Source organism: Mesorhizobium sophorae (genome assembly GCF_002270415.1).
Lineage (GTDB): Bacteria > Pseudomonadota > Alphaproteobacteria > Rhizobiales > Rhizobiaceae > Mesorhizobium > Mesorhizobium sophorae.
Window position 1 is genome coordinate 158,536 of record NZ_NNRI01000021.1, and the last position, 14,815, is coordinate 173,350.

Consider the following 14,815-nt stretch of genomic DNA (forward strand, 5'->3'; position numbering starts at 1 on the left):
GTGCGGAACAGGGTTGACGGGCCGGCAGCGTCTGCCACAACCCGAGCCCTGCCTCGACGGGCGAGCTTGAGGAGGCGGCCATGACCGGCGCGCCGAGACCGGATCGATGAGGATGACGCGCGGCTCTCAGCCGCCACCACGAGGCGGACGCCGCAGCGGCACGACTCTGGCGTCAACGGATCGTGCCAGCTCGTCCTGCAGACCGTCGATCACGGCATCGCGCTCGGCGACCTGCAATGTCAGCACCTGGATATGCTGCGCGAGCGTGCGGGCGAGCGCCCGCAGCTCGGCCATCTCGGCACCGCGCACGGCGCGCAGCTCCGCTTCGAGAGCGCGGACGCGTTCCTTGAGGGCGCTGGGCGACGATCGTCGCTGGCGGACCTCGGCGGTCCGGAACTCGATGAGAAGATCACCGGCCCGGTTCGCCGTCGCCCGGCTGATGCCGGCCTCGCGTGCCAGATTGGCGATGGTCAGCGCCCCGTCGGTGCGCTCGGGGCGGCCGTCGAGAAGCCGCGCCATGGCCGCCCTCAACGCGGCTTCGCTCTTCGGCCCGAGCGCTGTCATGCGTCACCCTCCAGGAGGGGTGCTACCAGTCGGCGCTTCCGCTCATTGTCCTTAAGGATTGCCGTGCGCTGCAGCTGCGACAGGCGCCGGTCGGAAAGGAGCGCTTCGCCCTCGGCGATCGAAGTCTGCCAAGGCCCGAGGTGCCGGACGGTCAGACAGGCGTTGGGACAGCGGTCCGGGCTGCATCGCGACAAGGCCGGCGCCGTTCGTTCGGAGTCCGACACGCCGGTGAGGCAAAGCGCGGTCGCCGCTTCGAAGAGACAGTCGTTGAGGAAGCCGACATGCAGCGTCCGCCCGAGATGGGCAAGCATGGTGCGCAGCCGCTTGCGGTCCATCATCCGGCCGGGGAGATCGCCTAGTTCGCCCTCAACGCGGACGAACTCCCGTCGCAATCGGGCCGCACCCGGTCCGGCCGGACCTTCCTGGCGAAGGAACGCCTCGTAATGGGCGACGATATCGTCGAGCTGGCCGAGCGCGCGCTCGCGCTCGACAGCGAGCCGGAAATCGGCCTGGCTCGATCCGGCATAGCCCTCGAACATGGCGACGGAGGCGTGCTTGTACTGGATCTTGCCGGCGACCGTACCGAACGGCCGGTTGGCGATGTACCAGGCGACCGTGCGGCGCAATTGCCGCGTCGTGAACTTCCAGGGCTCGTCACCAATGCGCGGGATGGCCGGCCCGTCTTGCGCATGCGCATCGACACCGTCGCGGAAAAGATTGAGCGTCGGCGCCGCACCTATGCCGAGATGATCGGCGCTCCAGGGCCAGTCCTTCAGGGTCACCCACAGGGACGAGAGCCCCTTCTCCTTGCGGTTGCGTGCCGAGAGCACTTCCATGACTTCCACGGCGCGGGCTACCGGCTCGATCGTGATCCAGTCGGCCGTTACGCCGCGCGGACCATGGCGCTTGTAGACGGTGCTGCGCACCCGATAGCGTTCGACCAGGCCGTCGGCGCTTCGCACCAGCGACACGCAGCCCGGCTGCATGGCCTGAACCTCGCTGTCGCGCATGCCCGTGAGATAGGCGCAGACGAGATAGCAGGCGCCCTGCAGCATCCGCTCCTCGCGGGCGAGACTGAGGCTATCGAAGCGCTCGCGCCATGGCAGGCGCGTGTCCGGATCGACCGAGATCGGCGTATCGAGACCACCGACCTCGGTCCCAAGTTCGGCGACCATCTCCTCGATCAGCCGCGCGGTCGGCTCGGACTGGCTGACGCGTCCGCTCTCCGGCGCGCCGGCGTGCAAGCGCATTAGATAGAGGTTGTAGGGCGGCAGCTCTTCGCCGGTCAGCGGATTGATCCGCCGCGCGGCGTTGGGCGCGCGCTCCCAGATCGGCACGCCTCGGCCGGCGGCTCGGCGCGCGTCGAGCCACTTCGCCACGCGGGCGCGATAGGTCTTGGCGACGGCCCGTCCTGTGCGCGCATCCCGCGCCATCAGCCGGGCGCCACGAGCTTCGAGAGCGTCCAGTTCCGCCCGCGCGGCAAGGATATTGGATGCATAGACCTCGACATACTTGAGCGCCCAGCGGAGCATGGCCCCGATGATCGGCTCGGGAATGCGCGGCGTGGCGTTCTCGGCCGGCGCCGGCGGCCGGCCGGCAACGCGGTGCGCGGCGCGCCCGCGCCACGGCAGAAGGCCGATGCCGCCGCCGGTCAGCCACGGCGACAGGTGATGCATGTCGATCGGCACCTCGACATACTTGACTGTCTCGTGAGGCGTTCTCCGGCCGCCATCGCGGGCATGCGCCAGATAGGCGTCGAGCAAAGCCTGATCGATCCGGCCGAGGTCGACTACGCCGAGCTGCGTGCACAGGAACGCAGCAAAGTGCTGGACGTAGCGCAGGAGCCGGATCGCCGAGGTCGCCCCACAAGGTGCGCGATATCCCGGCACATGGATGCGCAGGCGGGCGATCACGTATTCCTTCGCCAACCGCCGCGTGGCCGGATCGGCGATCCCTGCGAAGTTGAGCCGGTAATTGCTGTAGCGGGCGTTGACCCGGAAAATGGCGGCGCTCAAATCCCAGTGATCGTCACCGAAGCGGGGAAGCTGCGCGCGGTCGGCATCGTCCCTGATCGGAATGCCGCTGAGCACCGGCTCGTCATCCCGGTACATGGCCGAAGGCAGCGACGGCCGCGGCGAATGCTTGGCAGAGCCCGGCATTACGGCGCCCGCGCTTCGGGTGGCAGGTAGATGAGCGTCGGATCCGAAGTTGCAATCCGGCGCGCCTCCTCGATCTCGACGTCTGCAAAGCGGGGAAGAATCTGATCAGCAATGCGCCCGTGAACCTTGGCGAACTTGGTGATCCAGTCGGCTTCACTCAGCACCTGTCGCTGCGCCCGGATGAAGCCAAGGAAGGCCAGAAGCGCTGGTAGCTTGCGGGAGGTGATCACCGCATTGCTGCATTCAAGGCAGCCCCAGAAAGGGGACGGACAGGCCTCCCCTTGCGCGCCGAACGGGCTCGCGTAGAAGCCCGAGCAACTGGCGAGCCAGACGTCCTGCTCGCTGCCGAGCAGCGCGTTTACCGCGGCGGCGCCTGCAATCGGAAGGCCGGTCGCCTGGTCGGGATCGGCCCGAACGGCCGCCTCCTCTTCCGACGATAGGACGCAGGGGCGCATGGCGGCGTCGAGCGCATCGCTCATGGCGTCGGCAACGGTCGCCTCGTGCAGGTGGCGGAGCGCGGGGATATCGGCGTAGTGGTTCGCCGCGACCGCGACGGTGTGGCCGACGGCGAAGCGGTCGAGTTGGCCGCCCGTGCGCCGATACCATGCCGCCTTGTGGGTCTTGCGCAGGCGCGTCAGATTGAGACGAAGCGGCTGACCCTGTTCATCGGCGATGCCATGTCGCCTGACCCATGAAGCCGCAGTCTCCTTCATGCTCAACACGCGCGGGGTCAGTCGGCCCCAGGCGCAATGGACCCAGAGCGTGTCGGTGACGAGCCGGCTTCTTGCCGGCTCCGTCCATTGCAGCACCTTGCGCAGCAGGCCGCCCGGCGTCGAGGAACCGCCGTCGCGCACGCGTAGCCGCTTCCACTCGGCGCCGCGCGCACGCCGCTTGCAATACTCGATCTCGACATAGCCGCCTGCCGGGTTCTTCAGGCAGTCCGCGCGTAACTCCTTGATCGCTTCGATCTCGAGACCCGTGTCGAGCGAGATAAGCACGATGAGCGGCACGAGATCGGCGGCGATGAGATGCCGGCGGCCATGCAGATCGTGGATGAGGCGGTCGTTCGGCAGGCCGCTCTCGCGGCGCAGCGTGTAGAGCCGCGTGAAGAGAGGATGCCGGTGCCCGATGACGCCTTCCGCATCGATCAACGCCATGGCCGCTTCGTGAGCCGTTGCCAGAGCCTCGTTCCGATCAACAACGTCGACCGTCGGAATGCGATCGGCCTCGGCGAAGCGACGAATGATGGCGGCGAGATCGGTGCGCGCAGCGGTCCGCAACGCCGTAGCGATGTAGTCGCCATAGGCATCGCGTGGACGGGCGCGCACGCCGGGCCGGTCGCTCGTGTACATCAGCCGCCGCGAGGCATCGGGCGGCAGGCGGCCGGGCTCCGCCGCCTCGGCGAGCCGGAGGAGGTTGAGCACCTTGCTCATCCGCTGCAGCCGGTGATTGGGATGGAGACCGCTCTCCTCCATCCAGGCATCGAAGCCGTCGATGCAAGCGGCGTTGACGTCGGAGAGACTGGCGACGCGCGGTCTGGTGGAATCGAGATAGCGCCAGAACGTCTTGAGCGCATTGGCATAGGCGGAGGCTGTCGAGATCGAGCCCGCTGGACCCCCGACCTGGCAGGCGCGCCAGAGCGCGCCTGCAAAAGTCCGGGCCAATGCGGTTCGACCGCTCAGCGTCATCAGGTCGATCGTGACGCTGCGATCCGCCAGTGTGACGGTGAAGCGGAGCGACGCGATCGCAGCACCGGCTTCGCCTTCCGGATCGGGCAACGCCTCGGGAAAGAGGGCACGGCGGCCCGGCCGCCGCACCGCCGCAGCTACCGTGGTCATTCCACATCACCGGTCGTCTCTTCAGCCCAACGATCGGCCGCCGCATCGACCAGCTCCTGCGCTTCGGCAAGGCTGTCGAGATAAATGTAGGTGCTCGTCACACTAGCGTGCCCCAGGAGGTGCTGGAGCTTCTGCAACGGATCGCCGAGAATCCGTCGATAGGCCGCACCATGCCGATCCTGTGGATCGAACACCGCGCCGATCTGCTCGCGGATCAACATGGAAAGCATGCTGACAGCGAAGGTGTGCCGCAGGGTGTGCGGCGTCACGTCGAGATCAATACCGAAGCGGCGGCAGCGGGCGCAGGCCCGGCGGAAGGCGGCTTCCCAGGTGGCCGATGGCACAGGCTGGCCGCCTTCGGTGAGCCAGAGCAAGGCGTGCTGCGCCTTGCCAAGTGCGCCGATCAGCACACGCCGGCGCTCGCCCGGCGTGAGCCGGTCGAGCCGGACGCGCTTGCCCGCCGCGTCGACAGCCTTCCCGGCATCCGGAGTCAACCACAGCGGATCGGGCATCGAAAGCTCTGAGCGCGCGGACGTGATGGTGCGCTCGAGATCGACATAGTCGCCGATCAAGGTCAGCACGCGGCGGGGAATGCGAATGCGCCGCGGTCGTCCGCCCTTGGCGATCGGACCGGGAAGATCGAATGGAACGGAGCGCGATCCGGGCTCGGTCGAGCGCGGCAGCTCGGTCAGAAGCAGGCTGCCCGCCTCCGTCAGCCGCAGACCGGTGGTTACCAGAAGCTCGGCGAACAGCGCGTTCCGCTCACCATTGCGGCCGCGCCATGTCGGGTCCTCCGAGCCGTCGGGCAAGCGTCCGCGCAGCCCCACGTCGCGGAACAGGAGATAGCGGCCGAGGTCGATGTAGCGCATATCGTGCCGCCGCGCTGCGCGCTCGCGCGCCCGGTTCGTCTGGACGGCCAGCACGGCGCGCGTGCCCGCCGCCCTGCGAAGAGCGACGCCATAGCTGAAGGGTGATGCCGTGGTGATCGCTTCTTCGACGGCCCAGCGGTAGAGCTTATCAAGCGCTGCAACGCTCCGATTCCAGCTTGCCGCCGAAATGCGGAACGCGGCGTCCGACAGGCGCCGCGCCCGGTGAAAGGCAAGCACGTCATGACGGTCCGCCTGCCAGACCGTCTTGCCGCCGCGCCGCTCGCCGAGAAAGCGCGCCCAGACGAGAATATCCCGGGCATAGGAGCGCCACGTGTTCGGCGACCGCGCGCCCACGCCCGGACAGGCGCGAAAGAACCGATTGAGGTTGGGATCGTAGCTGCCGTCATCCATCAGGATGAAGGGCATGCCGTCGATCAGACCGGCGCGCTCGGCGATGTCGAGCGCGCCGGTCATGATGTTCACGGGGGAGCCGTCAACAGAAAGCGGGCGCGACAGAGCGCCAAGATCGGTAAAATACAACTGCACGCACGTGACCTAAGCGGAGCGCCTACGGCGCAAGTTATTGTCTTGAATGCGAGGGGTTCCCCTCGCGCTCTCCCGCTCGCCGCGTGGCAGGGGTGCAGGACTTCGCCTGCACCCCATGAACAGCTTGTCGTGCCGCCGCCGCGTCAAGCGTTGTCCTCGCTACGCTGCGGGAACGCTTGACCCGGACGTCTGAAGAGCCTCACCGGAACAGTCGGTGGGGCCCCTCAATGCCTGATTCTGAGACAGGATTACAGAGTCAGGATAAGGCGACCAGTTCCTCGCGAGCATAGACCTTGGAGCCGAACGAGCCGGAGAGATCGCGGGCAAGGCGCGAGGGGTGGCCGGTCCAGTGGCCAAGCTCGTGAAAGCAGGTCCTGTAATAGTCGATCTGCTTGAAAAATGCCGGCTGCGGGGGGACCTGAATGCAGTCGCTACCGGGCATGTAGAAGGCGCGTTCGCCGCCGATGCGCAAATCGGCGCCGCTGGAGCGGATGAGCGCTTCGGCCTGCGGGATGATTTCGCGTTCGGGTAGCGGCTCGGCGGCGGCGCGAACATGCTCGGGCAGGCCGTCGCACTGAGCGACATTGAAGACGGTGAAGCGCTTGAGATAGGCAATTGCCCGCGGCTCCTCGCCATCGTCGCTGGCGCGTTCTTTTTCGTCTTTGGGAACAAAGCGGTCGGCATGCACGATGGTCGTGCCGCGCTCGCCCTTGCGGACATTGCCGCCAAGGATCAGCGCCTGCCGGAAGGTCAGCCAGTTCTGGCAGGGATAGCCGCGCTCGATGACGGCGCCCCACAGGATCAGGATGTTGATGCCGGAATAGCAGCGCCCGGTGGCGGCGTTCTTGGGCAGGCCGAGCCCGGCATTGGCCCTGCCCCAAGGCTTGACCCATGGCACGGTGCCGCGTTCCAGCTCGGCGACAATGCGGTCGGTGATCTCCTGATAAAGGCTGGCGGCCGGGCGCCCGCCTGCCCTTGCGTTGGCGCAACGCTTACTGTTTGCACGCATCGTTTTATCCTCCGCTCTTCAATCGCACACCTTTCCCCGGAAGCGGGGTGGGCGGCGAAACGCGACCGGAAAGGCCCGCCGTCGGAGGCGAACCGCATCCGAAGGACCGGAACGAAGTGGAGGACCCGGAGCGACAGCAAAGGGTTGCGGATTGCCGCGGCGGGCCTAGAAGGGAGTGCCGCCCACCCGCGCCGCCGGGAAAGGCAGCTAACCCAATGCCGCGCCGGCCAAAGGACGGCGACCATCGGCAGCCGCAAGGCTGCTTTTGCGCCAGGGGGCGAAGCCGGATGGCCGAGACCGCCTGAGCCTGCCGAAGAAAAGCGGGCTCGGTTCACGAGCACCCGGTGCGCGCCAAAGGCGCGCTGGCGCCCAGGTTTGGGAGATCAAGTCGCCAAGCTCAAACCCTATTTCTTCGACGGCCTGATCAAATCGCAGGGATCAAAGCGATCGCCAATCGCCCCAGCACATTCACGCTGGCGCGTTCGATCGCGCCCACCTAGCGCATGATCAAGCTCAGCGCGCGCCGCCAGTTCCTCTTGCGTCAAGTACTGCTCGTGACCGCGAGGAAAAATGGACGGCCGAGACCGCCTGGGGCCGGCAAAGCAGATCGGGCTCGGTCCGCGAGAACCCTTGCGCGCCAGGCTCGGAACGATTTGCAACAGGATCATCGGGAAGCAGATCCTGTAGTGCCGGACCCGCCCGACCCCTTGTTGAACAACTCTATTCCGATCGAGGATCCAGCAAGGCTGCCGGATCAACCTCAAGCACCTTGGCGAGCTTCTGGACCATATCGATACTGGCACCGTAAACGCCGCGTTCCTGGGCGCTGATGTAGGTGCGGTCGACGCCGGCCTCATGCGCCAGCGCCTCCTGGGACAGTTTCTTTTTGTGTCGGTGCCGGCGAAGATTGCGGGCAAAGACCTTTCGAATCTCAATGCATGAGAGGCCAGCTTCTTATCGAGCATTTCACCACGGAGTATTCTCGACAAAGCGGCGGAGTCACGGGAGAGATTACAAAATGCAAAGGCTAGATTAAATGATCGCGGAGAAGCTGGATGCCGACTACATCGAAGTTCATGGAGCAGCTGGGACAACGGGGCGAACCCGAGACGTCGTTCGGGTGTCGTCAGGCTCTCCGGTCTGGCTGAGCCTCAGCTTTCTTCATGGCGCAAATACTCCTGGGAGGGCTGCTTGGGTTCTCGTTCACTTTGTATGAAATACTGGGGCGAGCATGCTCCTGGGTTCTTATCCGCGTCGGGAGCGGGAAACTCATTAACGGGATTTATTAGACGCCCGGCTGAGCGGCTGCCGGCTCGGGACGCAGATAGGCGTGCAGCGCCCTGACGCATTCATCCATCTGCCTCTCATGCGACACATTGCGCGAAGCGATCGTGAGATGAGCATTTTGATAGATCGGCTCACGCTCAGCGATCTGTTGCGTGATAGTGCCCAGCAGGTCCGAGGCCTGCTGCAGCCGGCGACCGCGTCGTCTCCCGAGCCGTCGCATTATCAGGTCGGCATCGGCCTTGAGCCAGATCGAGACCGCCTTGTCCTGGATGAGCCCATGGGTCTGCTGATGGATGAAGGAACTGTCACCGGTCGCGAGCACTGCCGGTCCTTGCTTCAGCACACGCGCAATCACTCTCGCCTCAAGCTCCCTGAAATGCTCCTCGCCATGGGTTTCGCAAAGTTTTTTTATCGACATGCCGGCCTCTTTCCTGATCTCGGCATCGGAGTCGATGAATTTCAACCCCAACCCTTTTGCAAGCCGCTCGCCAATGGTGGATTTACCGACGCCCGACATGCCGACGAGCGCTATCGGCCGCACGCCGAGGGCCGGCGCAATCTGGCTTGCTTCCGGCGACCTGGCGATCTCGGACATTCTTGATTTTTCGCCAACTCGCATTCCAAATGCCGCAGCAGCGCTCCATCTAGGATCCTCTTCGGCTTTCCAGTTTGGTATGCCAAGGGCGCCTTTGGGGATCGCAACCTCGGCACAGACCTCGATGGCGCGTTTCATCAGTTCCTCGGCCTTGGCTTGCGGAGCATCCCCGCTTGAATGCTGCTGCCGAAGCTTGCCAAGGATCTTATAAGTGTCGTGATTGGCCAGTTTGGCCCTGTAGCTGCCTGGCGTGTGAAACTCGACCTCGAAGCGATAAGCTTCGGGCGTGGCGAGCACTACCTTGATGCCCAAGAAATTTCGAGTCTGCTTACTGAACCAGTTGACCACGCTGACCTCGGTGTAGCCCCGGTCATCGAAGGCCAGCATGGCTTTCTTGAAAGCGTTTATAAAATGCTCGTCAGGGATTTCGAAGACATGGCGTACAGCATTGGTGAGGAGCTGTGGAGCGCTGCCGGGCGGGACGCTCATGCCGGTGAGTTCATCTGTTATGGAGGCATGCGATTTCAAGCGGCGCTCCAGATGGGGCATCTTCATCTGGAAGTCCGCTTTCCAGAGGCTTTCGGCGACGCCGAGCGCGGCCTCGGTGATTTTGCTCTCTTCGGCTCTAGCGCGGGCAGCCTCGATCTGGGCGCGCTCTGAAGCCTCCGCGCGGGTCAGCGCAATCATCATGTCGGCATCCTCGGCGGTGGGCCGGAGGCCAGAAGGTTTCGGCAGAATGCCTTGCTCCGCAGCGAATTTGATCGAGGCCTCCATGATGCCCGCGGCCAGCGTGGGGTTGTCTTTCAGATCATCCAAGGTCGCATCGACGTCAAACCTTCCCTGGGCGAGGGTCGCCGCAACGCCCTTGACATAGGGCACGGACTTCAAGCCCGGTGTCTGGTGGAGGAGCCGCTGAAGGTAGCTGCCCTTCTTGAAGAAAAGGTTGGCGCCAGTATCGGATTTATAGGCGTCGGTGCCGACCTTGATGCCGAGGCTCAGCAAGTTGGTTGCGCTTTGTACGAGGTCGTCCGGATTGTAACCATCTGGGCGAGAATCGATGCGAGCAGGATAGTGGTCGAGCAAAAGCTGGATGCGGTCTCGTGGCTGAGGCGTTGCCGGATAGGTCTCGGTCAGACCCGGGAAAAGCTCGCACAGCCTTGCGCTGAAGCTCGGGTTTGCGGCGTTCGCGCTTTCGATTGTTTCGGGCAGGAGTTGTCCACCCTGCTTGACTGCCCATGCCACAAGGTCGGAGACGAGCAACTCGGCCATTTCGCGGGCAACCGGATGTTTGGCGACCTCAATCTCGCGCCTCGCCCTCGCAAACGTGTTCTGGATATCCTGGCCACTCACCTCTTCCTGGTTCAACAGCTGACCGATATCTCGCCGGAGCTCCTTGTGAACGCCCTCATAGGTGCCAAAGACGGCACGCTCGGCAAACCAGCGTCGTGCTTCATGGGATTGAGCCAGAAAGCTTCGCTGCAGGCAGGTATAAGTTTCCAGAACATTCTGCGTGGCAGAGAGGATCTGGCGGGCGCGACTGAACTGGTAATCGTCGCCCTCAAGCGCCGGGGTATGGGACTTTGGCGGCTTCAGCGACGGAAGTCCCAGAGCTTGCTCCCGGTGATCGAACGCGCGCAAATGCTCATAAAGCTGCGGCCGGTCGCCGAGGATGATGACGGTGTCGCCGTCGAAGTCGCCGTCAAGTTTTTTCTGCTCACCGGTCGGGACAGCCACCAACGAGCCCGGGGCAAACACCTCGGTCGCCTGCAGGATGCCGAGGCAGTCGAGCGGCGTGTCCACCTTGACGCGGTCCTTGCTCGAGGTCCAGCTCGCATGGCATTTGACGTCCTCGGCAGACATCACCAGCCCACGGTCGGCGTAGGCGGCCGGCCACATCTTATCCGGGACAACGATCAGAATGCCTTTGGCAAAAAAGGTCGGATCGTTGGCCGCCAGTTCCCTCCCCGACTTCTGGGCGACGTTGAAGCTGTATTGGATGGCCGTGCAGTTATCGAGAAACACAGCGGTCGGATCCCCCTCGAGGGCCGACTTGACTCCTTCTGGGGCAAACGGGCGCAGGTTGGGCTTGTCATAGGGCGAGCGCCCGATCAGCACGCCGCTCGTCCCCGTCAACGTCTCGCTCTTGAGCGTCGGCACATGGAGACACTCGTCGCTGGAGGGTATGGCAACCGCGCCAGGACCGTCGATATGTCCGCCAGTCACGGTTCGAAACAGCTCCTCGGCCGACAGCCTTTGCCCCTGTCGGCTCTCGAGCCAGGTCTTGGCCTTCTCTTGCGCCTCATCGGCCACCGACTCGCTGCGTGGATAATGTTGCAGCGCCGAGGCAGGCAGGGACGATCTGCGTCCCTCAGCAAAGGCAGGCACCCGATCAGGACCTTCCTGCCGGCGGGCGCGATGAACAGCCGGCATGCGGTTGGCCAGCGAGGCCTTGATGAAACCGCAGCCATTATGCGATCGCAAGGCGATCGGGCCTTCCGGCCCAGTTAGCTTGAAGGGATGTTCCTGGTTCGCAGGGCGATCCGGCAGCAGCGACAGTTTGAAGGCGCCCTCCAGCGCGTAGTCGTGAGGGCCCAGCCCCTTGATTCCTGGAGGCGCGGCAAAACCCCTGCGCTGCATGTAATAATATGCCTCCTTGAAAGGGGCCCAGGCGCGCAATAGCTGCTCGAACGCCGTGCCCGATGCGGTATCGGCATACGGAATGGCCAGCAGCTTTCCGCCAGGAGACATGGCTGCCGCGGCGTCCGGGGCGCGGGCGGCGAGCTGCGAGAGGGTCGGTTTCGGTGGTTTTAACTTGCTTCCGCCGAACAGGTCCATGCGGTATGGCACACCCTCGACGGTAACCGTACGCGCCAGCATGAAGGGGCTGGGCTTTCCTGGCAGCTGCACCGCGACGACTGGCAAAGCTCCCGAGGTCAGGCGATGAAAAATCGAATAGCGTGTCTCGGGCTCCGTGGCCACTGGCCGGCCCTGCATGTCCACCACCGGCAACTGCATCAGTCCCGCCTCACCTTGCGGCGGTCTGGGCTCGTGGTCCATTGCTCGCAACACCTGATGGACGTCGAACACCGACGCTGGATGTTGGGCCTGGACCGTCGCCACATTCTGCGCCATGAACGTGTCCAGCCCATCAAGCGGGGTCTCTGCCGCGATCTCCGCGATCAGGTTCCAACTCATGGTGGAAAGGTCGCCTTCGATGAGGCCGGCCGTTTTCTCCAAAATCTCCTTGGTCTTGAACTGCAGCTCTTCTTGCCTCACCCGCAAATCGGACTTCTTGCCCTCGACATACGGCCGGCGGAACAATGTCGCCAGAACCGTGCGGGTCTTGAGCACTTGATAGATCGACAAGGCGGGGCGACGGCTCGAGTACGGGCCACGGGTCCGCTCGCCATCGCCTGCTTTGAGATGCGCCTCAATCTTATGCTCGACGATCGGTTGAATGTCGTTCAGCAAATTCAGAGCCTGCCTCCGATGCCAGCGCAGGCTCTTGCGCGGGCTGCGCGCCAGCGGCAGCACGGCGAGGCAGAGATTGCCCATGGTTTCGAGGTTGTTCTCAGCGGCAAAACCAGGGGCACGATGCAATTCCGTAAGCCGATCCAACGCCGGCCGTGCGAGCAAACCGAGATCGTCAAACAATCGAGCCTTGGCCAGCGCCTTGAAAATCACGGCGATGTTCAGAACGTGGGTCTGCTCCAGACGATCACTGGCATAGTGAAGGTAGCGGGCCAGCTGGTGTAGCCGATCCTTCAGCAGAGCGGTCTCTATGATCTCTCCTGTGTCCTCTCCCCTGGTGACACTTCGCCCCAGAGCATTGGCCATCATGCCGAGCTCAAGTGTGGTGAACGTTCCGAATCGTTGGCCTCCGGAGCCCAGTTTGCGCACGATGTCCAGGACTGCCTGGTGGCACGCCGCTGCTTCCGGCCACTTGCTGAAGCCGTTCACAAGGTTCGCCAATCCCTGCGGACTAAAATCAGAGAGCCGGTTGTCACGGCGAAGCACCTCACCGGCGATCGCGACCGTGGCCTTGCTGCAGCCCGTCTCGTCCGGCCACTTGCTGAAACCGTTGACCAGGTTCGCCAGGTTCTGGGGAGTAAAATCAGAGATCAAGGCGCTTTCGGAGCGACGAAGGACCGCCTCGGCAATAGCGACTGTGGCCTCGCGACAGGCCCCTCCGTCCGGCCACTTGCTAAAACCGTTCGCCAGGTTTGCCACGTCCTGCGCATTAAAATCAGAGAGCTGGGCTTCGCGTTTGGCAAGGCGAGAGACCTCGCCGGCGATCGCGACTGTTGCCTCGCGGCAGTGCGGCGCTTCCGGCCACTTGCTGAAACCGTTCACCAGGTTCGCCAGGTGCTGCGCAGTAACGTCAGAGAGCTGGGCTTCGCGTTTGGCAAAGCGAGAGACCTCGCCGGCGATCGCGATTGTGGCCTCGCGGCAGTGCGGCGCTTCCGGCCACTTGCTGAAACCGTTCGCCAGGTTTGCCACGTCCTGCGCATTAAAGTCAGAGAGCTGGGCTTCGCGTTTGGCAAGGCGAGAGACCTCGCTGGCGATCGTGACTGTGGCCTCGCGGCAGTCCGGCGCTTCCGGCCACTTGCTGAAACCGTTCACCAGATTCGCCAGCCCCTGCTGGGTAAAGTCAAAGAGCCGGACGTCGCGTTTGGCGCGGCGAGAGACCTCGCTGGCGATCGCGACTATGGCCTCGCGGCAGTGCGGCGCTTCCGGCCACTTGCTGAAACCGTTCACCAGGTTCGCCAGGTGCTGCGGAGTAACGTCAGAGAGCTGGGCTTCGCGTTTGGCAAAGCGAGAGACCTGGCTGGCGATCGCGACTGTGGCCTCGCGGCAGCCAGGCGCTTGCGGCCACTTGCTGAAACCATTCACCAGGTTCGCCAGGTCCTGCGGAGTAAAATCAGAGATCAAGGCGCCGCTTCCGGAGCGACGAAGGACCGCCTCGGCGATAGCGACTGTGGCCTTGCGACAGTCCGGTGCTTCCGGCCACTTGCTGAAACCGTTCACCAGGTTCGCCAGCCCCTGCTGAGTAAAGTCAAAGAGCCGGACGTCGCGTTTAGCGCGGCGAAGGACCTCACTGGCGATCGCCACTGTGGCTTCGCGGCAGTCCGGCACTTCCGCCCACTTACTGAAACCATTTACCAGGCACGTCAGATGCTCCTGCATAAAGTCAGAGAGCCCGACCTCGCTTTCGGCGCGGCGAAGGACCTCATCGGCGATCGCGGCTGTGGCCTTGCGACAGTCCGGTGCTTCCGGCCACTTGCTGAAACCATTGGCCAGCAACGAGAGATTTTGGCTGCCCAGCTCACCTAGTACGCCCCTTTGATCCTGACAAATTCGGGCGATTCTCATCGCTCCATCGCGACATTTCGTCGACAATGGGTCCCGACCGAATGATGATGCGAAGAGCGAAAGCGCTCTCGGTTCAATCTTCTTCATTAACGCGAGATCAAGCTGCGACAGCCGAGCTGCGACAGCCCTGCAAGCTTCTATCCCTGCCTGCCCTCCCGCATACCGGCTCACCGCATTGCACGTAGTGGCGTACCCCCATGATTGCCGGGCGTCGATATCTTCCTCCAAGCGCGGGACAAATTTGCGTTCAAAATCGACGGAGGCCTTTTGCATGAACGTTGCTTGATCCGGCATCCGCAGGCGCTTGGAATGCTTCACCACCTCTCTTGAGAACCCCCCGATGTCACGCGCGTTAGCAATTCCTCTTAGTGCTGCATGCAACTCGCCTGAATACTGTGGATCAGGTCGCTCAAAGCTGGCGTGGCTCTGCGCGGCTACGTCGTCTACGCGCCGCTTTCCAAGTCCAGGACCCAGGTCGCTTGCGGATTGCCTTGGCTGCGGAAGCGCGCCCGATTGCGAGCTCTCGGCCGCCTGATTGCGCTGGCGCATGCTTGCTTGCGAGTCTCCGGCCGCCC

The 14,815-nt window shown here is 64.0% G+C and carries 6 protein-coding genes and 1 pseudogene; all 7 read right to left on the reverse strand.

Annotated elements, in window-relative coordinates:
* Nucleotides 1-126: 126 nt before the first annotated feature.
* The 7 genes and pseudogenes from CGZ66_RS28920 to CGZ66_RS28950 all read right to left on the reverse strand — a co-directional run bounded on the left by CGZ66_RS28920 (nt 127) and on the right by CGZ66_RS28950 (nt 14,558).
* On the reverse strand, nt 127-564 hold the full coding sequence (locus CGZ66_RS28920) for a hypothetical protein (RefSeq protein WP_095084957.1): 438 nt from the start codon (nt 562-564) through the stop codon (nt 127-129).
* Nucleotides 561-2,723, reverse strand: a complete 2,163-nt coding sequence (locus CGZ66_RS28925; protein WP_095084958.1) for a hypothetical protein — start codon at nt 2,721-2,723, stop codon at nt 561-563. Before CGZ66_RS28925 ends, CGZ66_RS28920 begins: the two co-directional genes overlap by 4 nt.
* Nucleotides 2,723-4,561, reverse strand: a complete 1,839-nt coding sequence (locus tag CGZ66_RS28930; RefSeq protein WP_095084959.1) for a hypothetical protein — start codon at nt 4,559-4,561, stop codon at nt 2,723-2,725. Before CGZ66_RS28930 ends, CGZ66_RS28925 begins: the two co-directional genes overlap by 1 nt.
* Nucleotides 4,558-5,904 carry a tyrosine-type recombinase/integrase gene (locus tag CGZ66_RS28935; RefSeq protein ID WP_245331108.1) on the reverse strand — a complete coding sequence of 449 codons (1,347 nt, stop codon included), beginning with the start codon at nt 5,902-5,904 and terminating at the stop codon, nt 4,558-4,560. The genes CGZ66_RS28930 and CGZ66_RS28935 overlap by 4 nt, the downstream gene beginning before the upstream one ends.
* Nucleotides 5,905-6,241: 337 nt before the next feature.
* A pseudogene (locus tag CGZ66_RS28940) lies at nt 6,242-6,985 on the reverse strand (ArdC family protein); the annotation flags it as partial.
* 720 nt (nt 6,986-7,705) lie between these two features.
* Nucleotides 7,706-7,921, reverse strand: a complete 216-nt coding sequence (locus CGZ66_RS28945) for a helix-turn-helix domain-containing protein (RefSeq protein WP_095090521.1) — start codon at nt 7,919-7,921, stop codon at nt 7,706-7,708.
* A 349-nt stretch (nt 7,922-8,270) separates the two neighbouring features.
* Nucleotides 8,271-14,558, reverse strand: a complete 6,288-nt coding sequence (locus CGZ66_RS28950; RefSeq protein ID WP_245331276.1) for a shikimate kinase — start codon at nt 14,556-14,558, stop codon at nt 8,271-8,273.
* Between the last annotated feature and the right edge of the window lie 257 nt (nt 14,559-14,815).

Excerpts from the sequence above, each read along its gene's own strand:
- CGZ66_RS28920 (WP_095084957.1), bottom strand. The coding sequence starts at position 564 with ATGACAGCGCTCGGGCCGAAGAGCGAAGCCGCGTTGAGGGCGGCCATG.
- CGZ66_RS28925 (WP_095084958.1), bottom strand. The coding sequence starts at position 2,723 with ATGCCGGGCTCTGCCAAGCATTCGCCGCGGCCGTCGCTGCCTTCGGCC.
- CGZ66_RS28930 (WP_095084959.1), bottom strand. The coding sequence starts at position 4,561 with ATGACCACGGTAGCTGCGGCGGTGCGGCGGCCGGGCCGCCGTGCCCTC.
- CGZ66_RS28935 (WP_245331108.1), bottom strand. The coding sequence starts at position 5,904 with ATGACCGGCGCGCTCGACATCGCCGAGCGCGCCGGTCTGATCGACGGC.